The sequence below is a fragment of the Microbispora sp. CA-102843 genome (assembly GCF_050936215.1).
In the GTDB taxonomy this organism is placed as follows: Bacteria; Actinomycetota; Actinomycetes; order Streptosporangiales; family Streptosporangiaceae; genus Microbispora.
This window is the reverse complement of sequence record NZ_JBNJNF010000001.1, coordinates 1,411,900-1,427,885: the sequence shown is the minus strand read 5'-3', so window position 1 is coordinate 1,427,885 and position 15,986 is coordinate 1,411,900. Positions and strand designations below refer to the sequence as shown.

The following is a 15,986-nucleotide window of genomic DNA, read 5'->3' as shown; positions in this document are numbered from 1 at the left end:
TGTTCGGAGGAGATGTTCTAGGGCAGGTTGGGCGACATGGACTTGGACCGGCTGGCGGGGGGCGCACACCACGACCCCCACTCCATATTGGGGGCCCATCCCGGGCCCGACGGCGTCGCGATCAGGGCCCTGCGCCCCTTCGCGGAGAAGGTCGAGGTGCTGGCCGACGGGTCGGCGCACGAGATGAGCCATCTCGCGTTCGGGGTGTTCGAGGTGACGCTGCCCGGCGTCGACAAGGTCCCCGACTATCGCCTGCGCATCACCTATCCCGACGCCCCGCCGTACGAGACGGACGATCCGTACCGGCACTGGCCGACGCTGGGCGAGCTGGACCTCCACCTGATCGGTGAGGGCAGGCACGAGCGGCTGTGGGAGGTGCTCGGGGCGCGGGTGGTGCGCCACGAGGACGTGGACGGGACGGCCTTCTCGGTGTGGGCGCCGAACGCGCAGGGCGTGCGGGTGATCGGCGACTTCAACCACTGGAACGGGGCCGCCCACCCGATGCGCTCGCTCGGCCGGTCGGGCGTGTGGGAGCTGTTCCTCCCGGAGATCGGCGAGGGCACGCGGTACAAGTTCCAGATCCTCGGCCTCGACGGGATCTGGCGGGAGAAGGCCGACCCGATGGCCCGCCGCACCGAGGTCCCCCCGGCGACCGCCAGCATCGTCGAGAAGTCCGCGTACGAGTGGCGCGACGAGGAGTGGATGGCCGCCCGGCCGTCGCGCGACGCCCTCGCCGAGCCGATGAGCACCTACGAGGTACACCTGGGCTCCTGGCGGCCCGGCCTGTCCTACCGCGACCTCGCCCGCGAGCTGGTCGCGTACGTCAAGGACATGGGGTTCACACACGTGGAGTTCCTGCCGGTCGCCGAGCACCCGTTCGGCGGCTCGTGGGGCTACCAGGTGACCTCCTACTACGCCCCGACCTCGCGGTTCGGCTCCCCCGACGACTTCCGCCACCTCGTCGACGAGTTGCACCGCGCCGGCATCGGCGTGATCGTGGACTGGGTGCCGGCGCACTTCCCGATGGACGAGTGGGCCCTGGCCCGCTTCGACGGCACGCCGCTCTACGAGCACGCCGACCCCGCCCGCGGCACCCACCCCGACTGGGGCACGTACGTCTTCGACTTCGGCCGCAACGAGGTGCGCAACTTCCTGGTGGCCAACGCGCTCTACTGGCTGAAGGAGTTCCACGTCGACGGCCTGCGGGTGGACGCGGTGGCCTCGATGCTCTACCTCGACTACTCGCGCCGCGAGGGCGAGTGGACGCCCAACGTGTACGGCGGCAGGGAGAACCTCGACGCGATCGAGTTCCTCAAGGAGATGAACTCCGTCGTCTACCGCGAAGAGCCGGGAATCATGACGATCGCGGAGGAGTCGACCGCCTGGCCCGGCGTGTCGCGGCCGGTCCACCTCGGCGGGCTCGGCTTCGGCTTCAAGTGGAACATGGGCTGGATGCACGACTCGCTCAGCTACATGTCCCGCGAGCCGATCTACCGGCAGTATCACCACCACCAGATGACGTTCTCCCTGATGTATGCCTTCTCGGAGAACTTCGTGCTGCCGCTGTCGCACGACGAGGTCGTCCACCTCAAGGGGTCGCTGCTGGGCAAGATGCCGGGCGACGAGTGGCAGCGTTTCGCCAACCTCCGGGCGCTGTACGGCTTCATGTGGGCCCATCCCGGCAAGCAGCTGCTGTTCATGGGCTGCGAGTTCGGCCAGGGCGGCGAGTGGTCGGAGGCGAACGGCCTCGACTGGTGGGTGCTGGACTTCGACTACCACCAGGGCGTACGCCGCCTGGTGAAGGACCTCAACCGCGTCTACCGGGACTCGCCCGCGCTGTACTCGCGCGACAACACCCACGAGGGCTTCCGCTGGATCGACGCCGATGACGCCTCGGGCAACGTGCTGTCGTTCCTGCGGTACGGCGCGGACGGCTCGGTGCTTGCCTGCGTCGCCAACTTCTCCGGCGCCCCGCACGAGGACTACCACCTCGGCCTGCCCACCCCCGGGCGGTGGGAGGAGATCCTCAACACCGACGCGTACGAGTACGCCGGGAGCGGCGTCGGCAACATGGGTGCGGTCGAGTCGGTCGAGGTGCCGCGGCACGGTCTGCCGTGCTCGACCCGGCTGAGCGTGCCGCCGCTCGGCGTCGTCTGGCTGCGGCCGGTGGAGAGCCCGACGGCCGTGAGCCCGGAGATGGAGGAGCGCGCCGAGACGGCCGCCGAGGAGGCAGAGGCGGAGGCCGAGCCCGAGGGCCTGGTCGCCGAGTCCTGAGCCCTGCCGACCGGGGTCCGCGGCGCGGACCCCGGGATCGGGCGGAGCAGCTCAGGCGCGGCCGCGGAAGAACTCCCGCAGGTCCTCCACGAGCAGGCCGGGCGCCTCCAGGGCGGGGAAGTGGCCGCCCCGGTCGAATTCGGTCCAGCGCACGATGGCGTGCGTTTTGTCGGCGAACCCGCGGATGGCGAAGTCTGTGGGGAAAAACGCCACGGCCGTCGGCACGCTCGATCGCTCGCGCGGCGCCCACATGGACGGGTCGTTGAACCGCTCGAAGTAGGTGTGCGCGGCCGAGCCCGCGGTGCCGGTGTACCAGTAGAGGCTGACGTCGGTGAGGATCCGGTCGCGGTCCACGGCGTCTTCGGGCAGCGCGGCGGCCGGGTCGGTCCACTCCTGGAACTTCTCCACGATCCAGGCGAGCTGGCCGGCCGGGGAGTCGTGCAGGGCGTGCGCGATCGTCTGCGGGCGGGTGCCCTGGATCTGCCATGTACGCGCTCGACCGGTCCTGCCAGTCCTTCATCCGCCCCAGGCGCTCCCGTTCGGCCTCGGTGAGCGCGGCCATGTCGGCCGGGTCCCCCGTCGGGAAGGTGACCAGCGCGTTGAGGTGGACCCCGATGACCCGCTCGGGCGCCGCCCGGCCGATCAGCGGGGCGATGAAGGCGCTCACGTCGCCGCCCTGCACGCCGAACCGGTCGTAGCCGAGCCGGTCCATCAGCTCTGCCAGCGCCGCGGCGGCCCGTCCGTCGGTCCAGCCGACAGCGGGCAGCGGGCCGGAGAAGCCGTACCCGGGAAGCGACGGGATCACCACGTTGAAGGCGTCGGCGGGGTCGCCACCGTGCGCCACTGGGTCGGTGAGCGGGCCGATCACGTCGAGGAACTCCACGATCGAACCGGGCCAGCCGTGGAGCAGCAGCAGCGGCGTGGCGTCCGCCACGGCCGAGCGGACGTGCAGGAAGTGCAGATCGATGCCGTCGATCGTGGTCGTGAACTGCTGATGGGCGTTGATCGCCGCCTCGTGCGCCCGCCAGTCGTACTTCTCCGCCCAGTACACCGCCAGGTCGCGCAGGTAGCCCGTCGGCACGCCGCGCTCCCAGCCGGTTCCCGGCAGCTCGGGGGCCCAGCGGGTGCGGGCCAGCCGCTCGCGCAGGTCGTCGACGTCGGCCTGGGGGATCTCGATGCGGAACGGACGGATCTCGGTGTTCGTCATGCGATCACCGTAGGAACGATCGGTGTCAGCTTCGGTCACCAATAGCGGCACAATTCCGGTCATGCTGGAAACCTCGGCACGACTGCTCCGGCTGCTGTCGCTGCTCCAGGCGCGCGGCGACTGGCGAGGCGCCGATCTGGCCGAACGGCTCGGCGTGGGCCTGCGTACGGTGCGGCGCGACATCGACCGGTTGCGCGACCTCGGTTATCCGGTGGACGCGACCCCGGGAGTCGCGGGCGGTTACCGGCTCGGCACCGGCACGGCGCTGCCGCCGCTGCTGCTCGACGACGAGGAGGCGGTGGCGGTCGCGATCGGGCTGCGCACGGCGGCGACGGGCAGCGTGGCCGGGCTGGAGGAGAGCTCGGTGCGGGCGCTGGCCAAGCTCGAGCAGATGCTCCCGGCCCGCCTCCGGCACCGGGTGACCGCGTTCCGAGCCGCGGCCGTGCCGCTGACCGGGTCGGCGCCGGTCAGCGAGGCGGTCGACCCCGGCCTGCTGACCGCGCTCGCGGCGGCCTGCCGGGACCACCGGCGGCTGCGGCTGCGGTATCCGGGACGGGACGGCCTGTCGGTCCGTACCGTCGAGCCCCACCGGCTGGCTCACACGCACCGCCGGTGGTATCTGCTGGCGTGGGACGTGGACCGCGACGACTGGCGGACCTTCCGGGCCGACCGGATCCAGGGACCTGTGGACCCGCCCGGCGCCCGCTTCACCCCGCGTACGCCCCCCTCCGGCGACGTGGCGGCGTACGTCTCCCAGGCGATCTCGTCGGCGCCCTACCGCTACCGGGCCCGGATCCTGTTCGAGGCCCCGATCGAGGCGGTGGCCCGGCGCTCCTCCCCCACGGCCGGCCGACTGGAGGCGCACGGCGCCGACGCCTGCCTGTTCCACACGGGCTCCGACTCGCTGGAGACGCTGGCCCTGCACGTCGCGGCCAAGGGATTCCCGTTCCGGGTGCTGGACCCGCCCGAGCTGATCCCGGTCCTGCGCGACCTGGCCAACCGGCTGCGCGTGGCGGCCGAGGCTTAGGGAGTGTCTGCGCCGCCGTGTCCACGGTCAGACCGTGATGACGACCTTTCCGGAGGCGTGCCCCTGTTCCACGTATCCGACGGCCGCCGGGATCTCGTCGAACGGATAGCTGCGGTGGACCACCGGGGCGACCTTGCCGTCCTCGATGAGTTTGGTCAGCCGCATCAGGTCGCCCCGGGTGTTTCCGCCGTCGCCCACCCGGGTCACGACCACGCGCTGGGACACGAACGGCGACACCGCGAGCGTCGCCATGATGTGGCCGACGGGTTGCAGCCAGCGTCCGGCCGGCCCGCCCACGACGACGTGCGTCCCCCGGGGCTTCAGCACCCGCGCGCACGCCCGCAGCGAGCGGGTGCCCGCGATGTCGAGCAGCAGGTCGTGGCGCCGCCCGCGCCGGGTGAAGTCCTCCTTCGTGTAGTCGACGACCTCGTCCGCGCCGATCGACCGCACCAGGTCGGCGTTCCGGCCGCTGCACACACCGGTGACCTCGGCGCCGAACGCCTTGGCGAGCTGTACGGCGAAGGTCCCCACGCCGCCCGAGGCGCCGTTCACGAGGACGTCGTGCCCCGCCTGGACCCCTCCCTGGTCGAGCGCCATCAGCGCGGTGACGGCCGCCATCGGCACCGCCGCCGCCTGCTCGAACGACAGGTTCTCCGGCTTCCGGGCCAGTTCGCCTTCCCTGACGCAGACGTACTCGGCGAAGCCGCCCTGCGTGAGCAGCGCGAACACCTCGTCACCCGGCCGGAACGCGGTGACGCCGGCGCCGACCGCCTCGACCTGTCCCGCCACGTCGGCGCCCAGGATGGCGACCCGCGACCCGCGCAGGCCGAGCGTGCCGCCCATCAGGCGCGCGATGTACGGCTCGCCTCTCATGTGGTGCCAGTCGTACGGCTGGACGGAGGTGGCGCGCACCCGCACCAGCACCTCGCCGGGGCCGGGCACGGGCGTGCCGACGTCGGCGAGCTCCAGGACGTCGGGCGGACCGTACGAGCGTAAGACGAACGCCTTCATCGGATTCTCCTCGTCACCTCGGCGGTGGGGAGTGCCAGCGTAAGAAGCGCCGCACGCAGGGCGTATCAGCCGAAAGTACGCCCGATCGGCAGCCGATCGGGCGGTGTGGATCCGGCCGTTCCGCCGATGAACCACCGCCCCCTCCCGGACCACGATCGGCGCATGACCGAATCGATGGAACGGCCCGCGCTCGCGCACAGCCAGGCGAAGGAAAGCGGCCGATCGGGCAGGAACCGCAGGGCGGGGTGGCTCGTGCCCGCCGCGCTGATCGCGCTCAGCGCCGTCCCCGTGATCGCCGGTTCCACCCGGCTGTCCCAGCTGGCCGCCGGCGGGCCGATCACGCACGACAGCGTCCGGTATTTCGCGACGCCCCTTCCCGTCGTCGCGCACATCATCTCCGTCACCCTCTTCAGCGTCCTGGGGGCCCTCCAGTTCGCCCCCGGGTTACGCCGTCGCAGGCCCGCCTGGCACCGCGCCATGGGACGGCTCCTGGTTCCGTCCGGGCTCGTCAGCGCGTTCACGGGTCTGTGGATGACGCTGTTCTATCCCCACCTGTCCAACGACAGCGCCCTGCTCGTGGGCCTGCGACTGGTGTTCGGCACCTTCATGATCGTGTCCCTCGTCCTCGGCTTCGCGGCGATCCGGCGGCGGGACGTCACCCGTCACCGCGCCTGGATGACACGGGGCTACGCGATCGGCATGGGCGCGGGCACCCAGCTGCTGACCGTCGGTCCCTGGATGGCACTGGCCGGCGAGCCCGGTCCGCTCCCCCGTGCGCTGCTGATGGGCGCCGGATGGGTGATCAACCTCGCCGTCGCGGAGTGGGCCGTGCGCAGACGGCCGGCCCGCGCCTCGACGGCGCGCCGATCGGGAGCCGGGACCCCGGTCAGCTCCTGACGCGGCCGGTCTCGTAGGCCCAGATGGCGATCTCCACGCGGTTGCGGGCGCCGAGCTTGGCCATCAGGCTGGCGATGTGGGTCTTGACCGTGCTGAGCGAGATGTGCAGCTCCGCGGAGATCTCGCCGTTGGTCCGGCCGCGCGCCACCGCGGCGAGGATCTGCTCCTCCCGGTGGGTGAGCGTCTCGATGGGCTGCGCGGGTGACGAGGCGGGACCGGTGCGGGCGAAGGTCCCGAGCAGCCGCGCGGTGACGCTCGGGGCGATGAGCGCGTCGCCGCCGGCGGCGGCGTGGACGGCCTGCGCGAGCATGTCGGCGCCGGCGTTCTTCAACAGGAAACCCCGGGCGCCGGCTCTCAGCGCCGCGTAGACGTACTCGTCGAGGTCGAACGTGGTGATGACGACGACGGCGAGGGGGTCGGCGACGTCCGGTCCCGCGAGGGACCGGGTCGCCTCGATGCCGTCGGTCCCGGGCATGCGGATGTCGAACAGGCACACGTCGGGGCGCAGGCGCCGCGCGAGCTCGACGGCCCGCCGCCCGTCGGCGGCCGTGGCGACGACCTCGATGTCCGGCTGGGCGTCGAGGATCATCGAGAGCCCGGTGCGGACGATCTCCTGGTCGTCGGCGATCAGCACCCGGACACTCATGTCGCGCCCCCGGCCCGGGGAAGCACCGCGGTCACCGTCCACCCCCCATCGCGGTCCGGGCCGGCCACGCACGTGCCGCCGAGCAGGTTCGCGCGCTCGCTCATGCCAATGATCCCGTATCCCGGCGGCGCACCCGGGCGCGTGGAGCCCCCGTCGCCGTCGTCGCTCACGCACAGGCGCACCGCCGTCTCGTCGGCGGCGACGCGCACCTCGACCCGGGTGGCGCGGCGCGCGTGCCGTACGGCGTTGGTCACCGCCTCCTGGGCGATGCGGTAGACCGCGGCCTCGACCGACGGCGACAGGCCGTCCAGGTCGCCCGATATCTCCACCTCGACCGTCGGGTGGTGGGAGCCGCCCCGGCTCGCGAGCCCTTTGAGCTCGACGATGCGCCGGCCGGGGGTCAGCTCCGCCGGCCGGTCCCGGCGCAGGACGCGGACGATGGCGCGCATCTCGTCGAGGGCCCGTGCCGCCTCGGCCTCGATCACGCGGAGGGCCTCGGCCGCGGCGTCCGGACGCGACGCCGCCGTGGCGAGCCCGGCCTGTGCGCGGATGGCCATCGCGGAGACGTGATGCGCGACCGTGTCGTGCAGGTCGCGGGCGAGCTGCTCGCGTTCGAGCAGCTTGACCCGGTCCAGCTCGCGCATCCTCGCCCCGGCCCGATATCGGAACACGCCGCCCAGGCTGGTGGTCGCGAGCATGACGGCGAACGGCCCGACCGCGTCGGGCAGAGCGGCGTGGTCGACGAGCACGGAGAGACCGGCGGCGGCGAGCATGATTCCCAGGCCGGTCACGATCTCACGGCCCGACCCCCACCGGAACAGCGCGTACGGCAGGGTCAGCATGTATCCCAGCGTGTACGTGTCGAGCGTCGCGCCGGTCACGAGGATCGGGATCACACCCGTGGCGACGAAGCAGATCGCGAGCATCGCCAGCGGCCGGGTCCGCCGCCACAGCATGGTGGGCACCAGCCCGACGGTGACGGCCACCGCGAAGGGCCGCCACGGAAGGTCCGGCCGCAGCGCCCCTTCGAGTAGCGCGAGCGGCACGAGCACCCCGACGAGCGCCCAGTCCCGCCACACACGTACGGGTGGGTCGGGGGGACGGGGCTCGTACCACACGGAGCGGACGAAGCCGTGCACCGAATCATGGTACGAGAGCCGGCGCCCGCCGCGCCCGCCCCGAAGTGGAAACTCTCCTGTCGCCTTCGCCCTCCGGGCCCGGCGCCGCGACCTTAGCGGAGGCTTAAACGACGCTTAGGGGGCCACGAGGGCGTTGACCCCTTCGTCGTCCATGCTTACTCTCCTAACTAATAGGAAACTTTCCTGTCCTTTACCCCCCAAGAGCAGGAGCTCCGTTGCGAAAGATCCTCCTAGGGTCCCTGATCGCGGGCGCCGCGTTACTCGCGCCGCTCGCGCTCGGGACCGCGACCGCCGCCACCCCCGCCACCGCCACGTACGCCGTCGACTCCGACTGGGGCTCCGGCTTCCAGGGCAAGTTCACCGTCAAGGCCGGGTCGGACGCCCTGCCGAGCTGGACCGTCGAGGTCGACATGCCCTCGACCGCGACGATCAGCTCGGCCTGGGACGCCACCATGACCAAGAGCGGCAACCACTACACGTTCAAGAACCCCTCCTGGAGCGGCGGGCTCGCGGCCGGCGCGTCGGCGAGCTTCGGCTTCATAGGAGCGCCCGGCGGCTCGACGCCGCTGAACTGCACCCTGAACGGCGCGCCCTGCGCCGGCGGGCCGACCACCTCCCCCTCGGCCAGCCCGAGCAAGAGCCCGAGCCCCAGCCCGTCCGCCTCGCCCTCGGCCTCGCCGTCCGCGTCTCCCTCCGCGTCGCCCTCCGCGTCGCCCTCGCCGAGCCCGAGCACGTCCCCGCCGCCGCCCGGCGGCAAGAAGGTGATGGGCTACTTCGCCGACTGGGGCGTCTACGGCCGCCAGTACTTCGTGAAGAACATCGTGAGCAGCGGCTCGGCCGCCAAGCTCACCCACATCAACTACGCCTTCGGCAACGTGACCAACGGCCAGTGCGCGATCGGCGACTCCTACGCCGACTACGACATGGCCTACACCACGGCCAACAGCGTGGACGGCAAGGCGGACACCTGGGACAACCCCAACGCGCTGCGCGGCGCGTTCAACCAGCTGCGCAAGCTCAAGGCGATGTACCCGAACATCAAGATCCTCTACTCCTTCGGCGGCTGGACCTGGTCGGGCGGCTTCGGGCAGGCGGCGGCCAACCCCACCGCGTTCGCGAACTCCTGCTACAACCTGGTCGAGGACCCGCGCTGGGCGGACGTGTTCGACGGCATCGACATCGACTGGGAGTACCCGAACGCGTGCGGCCTGAGCTGTGACAGCAGCGGTCCGGCAGCGCTCAAGAACCTCATGGCCGCGCTGCGCGCCAAGTTCGGCAAGGACTACCTGATCACCGCGGCGATCACCGCCGACGGCAACTCCGGCGGCAAGATGGACGTCGCCGACTACGGCGGCGCGGCGCAGTACGTCGACTGGTACAACGTCATGACCTACGACTTCTTCGGCGCCTGGGACGCCAAGGGCCCGACGGCTCCGCACTCGCCGCTCACGTCCTACTCCGGCATCCCGATCGCGGGCTTCTACACCGACAACGCCGTGCAGAAGCTGAAGAGCCTGGGCGTGCCGGCGAGCAAGCTCCTGCTGGGCATCGGCTTCTACGGCCGCGGCTGGACCGGCGTCACCCAGGACGCCCCCGGCGGCACCGCCACCGGCGCCGCGCCCGGCACGTACGAGGCGGGCATCGAGGACTACAAGGTCCTCAAGACCAGCTGCCCGGCCACCGGCACGGTCGCCGGCACCGCCTACGCCAAGTGCGGCTCGAACTGGTGGAGCTACGACACCCCCGCCACGATCGGCGGCAAGATGACCTACGCCAAGAACCAGGGTCTCGGCGGGGCCTTCTTCTGGGAGTTCAGCGGCGACACCACCAACGGTGAGCTGATCACCGCGATGTCCAACGGCCTGAAGTAACCGCTTCGAGCCGGCCAGGGCCCCCGCGCGTCTCGCGCGGGGGCCCTGATCATCCGCCCATCCTGGCGAAACCTTCGCTTATGGTGGCATTTATGGACGCGACGAGGACGATCGTAGAAACGGTCGGCAAGCTGCGGCAGCGCCGCACCGCGCCGCTCGTGCTGGAACTGGACCTGACCGAGGGACTGTCGGAAGGCCCGCCCGCCGACCCCGTCACCGCCCTGCTGTCCATGCGCAAGCCGCGCCTCACCGATGTGCTGTCGGGCCTGCGCCGTGCCCGCAAGGACCCCCGCGTCACCGCGCTGATCGTCAAGATCGGCGGCAACCCGCTCGGCCTCGGCATGGTGCAGGAGCTGCGCACGGCCGTGGTCAAGCTGCGCGCCGCGGGCAAGCGGACCGTCGCGTTCGCCGAGACGTTCGGCGAGTTCGGCGCCGGCACCGTCCCCTACTACCTGGCCAGCGCCTTCGAGCAGGTCTACCTCCAGCCCTCCGGCGACGTGGGCCTGACCGGGGTGGCGCTGGAGCAGCGGTTCCTGCGCGACGCGCTCGCCAAGGCCGGGGTGGAGTATCAGCTCGGCCAGCGACACGAGTACAAGACCGCCGCCAACACCTTCACCCAGAACCACATGACCGACGCCCACCGCGAGTCGGCCGGGCGCATCGCCGAGTCGGTCACCGAGCAGATCGTCGCCGGCATCGCCGAGGCGCGCGGCCTCGACCCCGAAAGGGTGCGCGAGCTGATCGACCAGGGCCCGTTCATCGGGTCGGAGGCCGTCGAGTCCGGGCTCGTGGACGCGCTGAAGTATCGCGACGAGGTCTACGCGGAGACCGTCGAGGACGGCGCGCACCTGCTCTACGTGTCGCGGTACGCCAAGAGCACGCTGGCCGGCAGGCTCCCCCATCCCGGAGCCGACACGGTCGCCCTGGTCCACGGCAACGGCATGATCCGTCTCGGGCGCAGCGGCCGCTCGCCGCTGGGCGGCGGGGGCGCCATGGGCTCCGACACCATCTGCGCCGCCCTGCGCTCGGCCCGGCGGGACGAGAAGGTCAAGGCCATCGTGTTCCGCGTGGACAGCCCCGGCGGGTCGTACGTCGCCTCCGACGCGATCTGGCGGGAGGTCGTGCTGGCGCGCCGGGCGGGCAAGCCGGTCATCGTGTCGATGGGCGACCTGGCGGCCTCCGGCGGCTACTTCGTGTCGATGGCCGCCGACGTGATCGTGGCCCAGCCGGGCACGCTGACCGGCTCGATCGGCGTGTTCGGCGGCAAGCCCGTCGTCGGCGAGCTGCTCGGCAAGCTCGGCGTGGTGACCGAGTCGGTCGCCGAGGGCGCCAACGCCGGGATGTTCTCGCCGTCCACCGCGTTCTCCGACGCCCAGTGGGAGCGGGTGAACGCCTGGCTCGACCGCATCTACGACGACTTCGTGGGGAAGGTGGCGCAGGGCCGCGGCCTCACCAAGGAGCGGGCGCACGAGCTGGCCAGGGGCCGCGTGTGGACCGGCGCCGACGCCAGGGCGGCCGGTCTCGCCGACGAGCTCGGCGGCCTGGAGGACGCCCTCGCCCTGGCCCGCCGCCGGGCCGGGCTGGCCGGCGACGCGCCCGTACGGACCTATCCCCGCCTGCACCCCCTGGAGCGGCTGCGCCCGCCGGAGTCCAGCGAGGACAAGTCGGCCGCGCTCGCCCGGGTGCGCCTGGAGGCGTGGGGGCCGCTGGCGCGGATGGCCGGGCAGCTCGGCCTCCCGGCGTACGGCCCGCTGGTGCTGCCGGGCTGGTGGACGATCAGGTAACCGGGCGGTAGCGGCCGCGCAGCCGTACGAGCGGGGCCTTGGACGCGTCGACGTAGTCGACGCCGAGGACCTCTCCGATGAACAGCGTGTGATCGCCGGCCGGGACGACCCGCGCCGTCTCGGCCTCGATCGCCGCCACCCCGCGCTCCACGACCAGCGCCTCGCTGTGCGCGCCGCGGTGGTGGGCGACCCCGGCCAGCAGGAGCCGGGCGCCCGGCCGTCCGGCCGTGGCGAACCTGGAGGCGACCGTCTGCTGGCCGTCGGCCAGGACGCTCGCGGCCCAGCGGTCCCTGCGCAGCAGCACCTCGGCGAGGTATCCGGACGAGTCGAGGCTGATCAGCACGAGTGGCGGGTCGAGCGACACCGACATCAGGGTCGCGACCGTCGTGCCCAGATCGTCGCGGTCGTCCTTGACCGTCACCACCGCCACGCCCGCGGCCACCTGCCCCATGGCCTCGGTGAACAGTCCCACTTGGCACTCCTTCCCCTCCGGCGTGCGACTGTGCCACCGAGGGCCGGGACGTGCAACCGGCCTCCTAACTGTGCTTATGTCCTGACATAAGGATGACCTATTGCATTGGCGTTATTTGGTCATTACGGTCGAGGCGACATCATCCCCCAACCGAGGAGGCGCGATGCGTCCCCTGTCCGGGCTGTTCCTTGCCACCCTGACGATCTCCCTGATAGGCGGGGCGGCGGTCCCCGCGTCGAGCCAGGGCGTCGCCACCGTGTACCCGCAGGTGGAGACCCCCGCCCTGTACGACGACGAGGCCGGCGGCAACGCCAACGGCGACGACCCCGCCATCTGGGTGGACCCCCACGACTCGGACAAGAGCGTGGTGATCGGCACCGCCAAGGAGGCCGGGCTCTTCGTCTACGACCTCGACGGACGGCAGGTCCAGCACCTGCCCGCGCCCGCCGCGCCGGGCCCCGACGACGAGGTCGGCAGGTTCAACAACGTCGACGTGGCCTACGGTTTCGGCGGCAGGGACCTCGCGGTGGTCTCCGACCGGGGCCGCGACCAGCTCAGGATCTACGCCGTCTCCCACGGCCGGCTCACCGACGTGACCGACCCGGCCGCGCCGTTCGTCTTCAACTCCACCCAGGAGCAGGTCAACGACAAGGAGACGGCGTACGGCCTGGCCACCTGGACGGACTCCACCGGGACGTACGCGCTGGTCAGCCGGCGGCACAGGACCTCCGTCGGGCTGGTGAAGCTGCTGGCGAAGCCGGGCGGGAAGGTCGGCTACCAGCTGGTCAGGACGCTCGACCTGCCCGCGTCGTTCGCCCTGCCCAACGGGCAGACCTGGACCCCGTGCGACGAGCCCGGAGTGCAGCCGCAGGTCGAGGGCATGGTCGTGGACCAGGAGAAGGACGTCCTCTACGCCGCCCAGGAGGACGTCGGCATCTGGCGGATGCGGGCCGACCTCACCGGCACGCCGGTGCTGGTGGACAAGACGAAGGAGTTCGGCGTGCCCGGCACGTACGACGCCGCGACCGACGAGTGCACGCCCGGCGCCGACCCCGGCTACGGCGGCAGGCACCTGGCGGCGGACGCCGAGGGCCTGACGATCTACTACCGCGAGGACGGCAAGGGCTACCTGCTGGCCTCCAGCCAGGGCGACAGCACCTTCGCCGTCTACCGCAGGGAGGGGTCCAACTCCTACCTCGGCCAGTTCCGGGTGGGCGAGAAGAACGGCCGCGACGGCGTCGAGCACAGCGACGGCTCGGCCGTGCTGAACGTGCCGCTCGGCGACTTCGACGAGGGCCTGTTCGTCGCGCACGACGGGGAGAACACCCCCGCCGAGCCCGGCCGGGAGATCACGAACTTCAAGTTCACCAAGTGGGACGACATCGCCGGCAAGCTCGACCTCGACGTGGACACCGACGGCTGGGACCCGCGCGACTGACGCGGGCACATCAGAAGGCCCCCGGGCATCCCCGGGGGCCGCTCCGTTCACCGGGTCAGCCGTGGTTGACGCGCCAGAAGTCCGAGACCGTCTGCCGGTTGCGCAGGTCGCCGAGCAGCCCGGCGGGGTCGGTGTGGAAGAGCTGCCCCTTCCAGTCACTCAGGCCGGCCGGGGTGACCAGCGGCTTCACCGTGCTGTTGCCGGAGACGCCGCCCTCGCCGATCTCGTGCTTCACGCCCTCCTCGGTCATGATGAAGTGGACGTACAGCTTGGCCGCGTTCGGGTGCTTGCTCTTGGCGGCGATCGCGACGTACTTGGGGTAGCTGAAGCCGACGAACGGCGTCATCCCCTCGCAGGTCGCCTGGGCGTATCCCTTGTCCTCGTTGTTGCGGAACTTCGAGATCGACATGAAGCCGATCTTCTTGTCGGTGGCGTTCGGCGCGCCCACCGCCGCCGAGATGTCCTCGTCGGAGCCGGTCAGCACGGGCTTGTTGGCCGAGATGCGCTTGACCCACTCGTAGGCGGCGCTCTTCTCCTCCGTCTGCAGCGGCTTGCCGTACTTCGCCTGGTACGCCTGCTCCAGCGCCTGGTTGCCGTGCGCGTCGAGCTGGGTGAAGAACGACAGCACGGTCGGCTTGCCGAGAGGGTCCTGCATGACGAGCTTGCCCGCCCACTCCGGTTCGGTCAGGTCCCACACGTTCTTCACCGGGCATCCGCCGGGCGAGAGCTTGATGTTGTACGCGAAGACCGTGGCCTTCGACAGCGCGAGCAGCGGGTTCCGGCTCTCGGCCGGGATCTGGTCCTTCAGGTCGGCGGGCACCCAAGTCTGGGCGACGCCCTGCGGGATGAGCTGGCCGACGAGCACTCCGCCGTCCTCGTACATGGCCGCGTCGATGGTGACGTTGTCGGCGGCGTGCTCCCTGGTCATCTTCTCGGCGGTCTGCGGGGTGTCGGACTTCACGCCCTCCATCGGGATGCCGTACTTGGCGGTGAACGCCTTGGCCACCTCTTCGATGTCGCCGCTGGAGTCGTAGACGAGCAGGCCGCCCTCCTTCTTCGCGGCGGCGACCAGCGCGTCCAGGTCGAGGGACGCGTCGATCGAGGGGCCCGGCAGCGGCTCGGCGCTCGTCGCCGAGGAGGGCGCGTCGGTGCCGGTGGAGGGCGCGCAGGCGGCGACGGCGAGCGCGAGCAGTGCCAGGGGAACGATCTTCCGGGTACGCCTCAAGGTGGCGTCACTCCTCTTGCCTCTCGGGGGGTCGTCGGGCGCCGCCCAGAGCCCCGATCCGGCGCCGCGGTGGCTCCACGATGAACGTCACGTGAATAGTTTGTCAAGACATAATGACCGCCGTTGCGAACTGGACATCTTTCGTTAATCGGGCTTCGGTGGCATTGGTCAAGACATTCTGATGTCAGCTACCGTCGAGTCGTGACAGTCACCAGATTGGACATCGACCTCGACAGGTCGAGCCCCGTGCCCCTCTACTTCCAGGTGGCCGAGCGGATCACCGAGGCCATCCAGGCCGGCAAGCTGCCCCCCGGATCCCGGCTGGACAACGAGATCCTGCTCGCCGAGCAACTCGGCCTCTCCCGCCCCACCATCCGCCAGGCGATCCAGTTCCTCGTCGACAAGGGCCTGGTCGTCCGCAAGCGCGGCGTCGGCACCCAGGTCGTGCACGGCCAGGTGAAGCGCGCGGTCGAGCTCACCAGCCTCTACGACGACCTCCGCAGGGCCGGGCAGGAGCCGGAGACCCGGGTGCTGTCCCTGGACACCGTACCGGCCGAGGAGGAGGCCGCGGCGGCCCTGGGCCTCGAACCGGGCACGGAGGTGCTGCGGCTGGAGCGGATCAGGTACGCCATGGGAGAGCCGCTCGCCCTGCTGCACAACTTGCTGCCGGTCGGGCTGGCCCCGCTGACCTCCGAGTCGCTGCAGGAGCGCGGGCTCTACGAGATGCTGCGCCAGACCGGCATCCGGATGCGGGTGGCGCACCAGCGCATCGGCGCCCGCGCCGCCACCCCGGCGGAGGCCCGGTTACTGGAGGAGCGGCGCGGCTGCCCGCTGCTCACGATGGTCCGGACGACGTACGACGACCAGGGCCGGGCGGTCGAGCACGGCTCACACGTGTACCGCGCCTCGCACTATTCCCTCGAGGTCACCCTCGTCGAGCGCTGAGTCACGCTTTTGTCATCGGGATGATAGTTCATCCGAATGTCAGGACAAAC

General features: G+C 71.3%; 13 protein-coding genes and 1 pseudogene. 7 read left to right on the top strand and 7 right to left on the bottom strand.

Translation table 11 applies throughout. From position 1 onward, the window contains the following. Nucleotides 1-36 precede the first annotated feature (36 nt). Nucleotides 37-2,274 carry a 1,4-alpha-glucan branching protein GlgB gene (gene glgB / locus ACQEVJ_RS06645; protein WP_433098220.1) on the top strand — a complete coding sequence of 746 codons (2,238 nt, stop codon included), beginning with the start codon at nucleotides 37-39 and terminating at the stop codon, nucleotides 2,272-2,274. Nucleotides 2,275-2,325: 51 nt separating this feature from the next. Here the strand turns inward: glgB and ACQEVJ_RS06640 are convergent, their stop codons facing one another. Together ACQEVJ_RS06640 and ACQEVJ_RS06635 are read right to left on the bottom strand one after the other, a co-directional pair. Further along, nucleotides 2,326-2,682: an alpha/beta fold hydrolase gene (locus ACQEVJ_RS06640; protein WP_433113334.1), complete on the bottom strand. Its 357-nt coding sequence runs from the start codon at nucleotides 2,680-2,682 to the stop codon at nucleotides 2,326-2,328. A 151-nt stretch (nucleotides 2,683-2,833) separates the two neighbouring features. Next, nucleotides 2,834-3,481: pseudogene (locus ACQEVJ_RS06635) on the bottom strand (epoxide hydrolase family protein); the annotation flags it as partial. 61 nt (nucleotides 3,482-3,542) lie between these two features. On the opposite strand from ACQEVJ_RS06635, the gene ACQEVJ_RS06630 reads away from it, so the two are divergent. Then, nucleotides 3,543-4,508 (top strand): helix-turn-helix transcriptional regulator, encoded by a 966-nt coding sequence (locus ACQEVJ_RS06630; RefSeq protein ID WP_433098218.1) that lies wholly within the window; start codon nucleotides 3,543-3,545, stop codon nucleotides 4,506-4,508. 27 nt (nucleotides 4,509-4,535) lie between these two features. Here the strand turns inward: ACQEVJ_RS06630 and ACQEVJ_RS06625 are convergent, their stop codons facing one another. Then, nucleotides 4,536-5,519 (bottom strand): NAD(P)-dependent alcohol dehydrogenase, encoded by a 984-nt coding sequence (locus ACQEVJ_RS06625; RefSeq protein ID WP_433098216.1) that lies wholly within the window; start codon nucleotides 5,517-5,519, stop codon nucleotides 4,536-4,538. A gap of 162 nt (nucleotides 5,520-5,681) precedes the next feature. Between ACQEVJ_RS06625 and ACQEVJ_RS06620 the strand changes: the two genes are divergently transcribed. Then, nucleotides 5,682-6,416 (top strand): DUF2306 domain-containing protein, encoded by a 735-nt coding sequence (locus tag ACQEVJ_RS06620; RefSeq protein ID WP_433098214.1) that lies wholly within the window; start codon nucleotides 5,682-5,684, stop codon nucleotides 6,414-6,416. Here ACQEVJ_RS06620 and ACQEVJ_RS06615 read toward each other — a convergent pair. Next, nucleotides 6,406-7,062 carry a response regulator gene (locus tag ACQEVJ_RS06615; RefSeq protein ID WP_433098212.1) on the bottom strand — a complete coding sequence of 219 codons (657 nt, stop codon included), beginning with the start codon at nucleotides 7,060-7,062 and terminating at the stop codon, nucleotides 6,406-6,408. The two genes, ACQEVJ_RS06620 and ACQEVJ_RS06615, sit on opposite strands and share 11 nt — an antisense overlap. Next, the gene (locus ACQEVJ_RS06610) at nucleotides 7,059-8,201 is read right to left on the bottom strand and encodes a sensor histidine kinase (RefSeq protein WP_433098210.1); all 1,143 of its coding nucleotides are present in this window, start codon (nucleotides 8,199-8,201) and stop codon (nucleotides 7,059-7,061) included. Before ACQEVJ_RS06610 ends, ACQEVJ_RS06615 begins: the two co-directional genes overlap by 4 nt. Nucleotides 8,202-8,416: 215 nt before the next feature. On the opposite strand from ACQEVJ_RS06610, the gene ACQEVJ_RS06605 reads away from it, so the two are divergent. Both ACQEVJ_RS06605 and ACQEVJ_RS06600 read left to right on the top strand, forming a co-directional pair. Then, nucleotides 8,417-10,072, top strand: coding sequence for a glycosyl hydrolase family 18 protein (locus tag ACQEVJ_RS06605; RefSeq protein ID WP_433098208.1), 1,656 nt, complete (start codon nucleotides 8,417-8,419; stop codon nucleotides 10,070-10,072). Nucleotides 10,073-10,164: 92 nt separating this feature from the next. Beyond that, nucleotides 10,165-11,856, top strand: coding sequence for a S49 family peptidase (locus ACQEVJ_RS06600; protein WP_433098206.1), 1,692 nt, complete (start codon nucleotides 10,165-10,167; stop codon nucleotides 11,854-11,856). Here the strand turns inward: ACQEVJ_RS06600 and ACQEVJ_RS06595 are convergent. Beyond that, nucleotides 11,849-12,328 carry a flavin reductase family protein gene (locus tag ACQEVJ_RS06595; protein WP_433098204.1) on the bottom strand — a complete coding sequence of 160 codons (480 nt, stop codon included), beginning with the start codon at nucleotides 12,326-12,328 and terminating at the stop codon, nucleotides 11,849-11,851. The two genes, ACQEVJ_RS06600 and ACQEVJ_RS06595, sit on opposite strands and share 8 nt — an antisense overlap. A 163-nt stretch (nucleotides 12,329-12,491) precedes the next feature. Between ACQEVJ_RS06595 and ACQEVJ_RS06590 the strand changes: the two genes are divergently transcribed. Then, a complete protein-coding gene (locus tag ACQEVJ_RS06590; protein WP_433098202.1) occupies nucleotides 12,492-13,766 on the top strand; it encodes a phytase in 1,275 nt (424 codons plus the stop codon). 55 nt (nucleotides 13,767-13,821) lie between these two features. Here the strand turns inward: ACQEVJ_RS06590 and ACQEVJ_RS06585 are convergent, their stop codons facing one another. Beyond that, nucleotides 13,822-14,991 carry an ABC transporter substrate-binding protein gene (locus ACQEVJ_RS06585; RefSeq protein WP_433098200.1) on the bottom strand — a complete coding sequence of 390 codons (1,170 nt, stop codon included), beginning with the start codon at nucleotides 14,989-14,991 and terminating at the stop codon, nucleotides 13,822-13,824. A gap of 201 nt (nucleotides 14,992-15,192) precedes the next feature. On the opposite strand from ACQEVJ_RS06585, the gene ACQEVJ_RS06580 reads away from it, so the two are divergent. Further along, nucleotides 15,193-15,936: a GntR family transcriptional regulator gene (locus tag ACQEVJ_RS06580; RefSeq protein WP_433098198.1), complete on the top strand. Its 744-nt coding sequence runs from the start codon at nucleotides 15,193-15,195 to the stop codon at nucleotides 15,934-15,936. Nucleotides 15,937-15,986 lie beyond the last annotated feature (50 nt).

What these genes read in the sequence shown, in the direction of transcription:
- ACQEVJ_RS06620 (WP_433098214.1), top strand. Translation starts at nt 5,682, where the DNA reads ATGACCGAATCGATGGAACGGCCCGCGCTCGCGCACAGCCAGGCGAAG.
- ACQEVJ_RS06630 (WP_433098218.1), top strand. Translation starts at nt 3,543, where the DNA reads ATGCTGGAAACCTCGGCACGACTGCTCCGGCTGCTGTCGCTGCTCCAG.
- ACQEVJ_RS06615 (WP_433098212.1), bottom strand. Translation starts at nt 7,062, where the DNA reads ATGAGTGTCCGGGTGCTGATCGCCGACGACCAGGAGATCGTCCGCACC.
- glgB (WP_433098220.1), top strand. Translation starts at nt 37, where the DNA reads ATGGACTTGGACCGGCTGGCGGGGGGCGCACACCACGACCCCCACTCC.
- ACQEVJ_RS06600 (WP_433098206.1), top strand. Translation starts at nt 10,165, where the DNA reads ATGGACGCGACGAGGACGATCGTAGAAACGGTCGGCAAGCTGCGGCAG.
- ACQEVJ_RS06590 (WP_433098202.1), top strand. Translation starts at nt 12,492, where the DNA reads ATGCGTCCCCTGTCCGGGCTGTTCCTTGCCACCCTGACGATCTCCCTG.
- ACQEVJ_RS06625 (WP_433098216.1), bottom strand. Translation starts at nt 5,519, where the DNA reads ATGAAGGCGTTCGTCTTACGCTCGTACGGTCCGCCCGACGTCCTGGAG.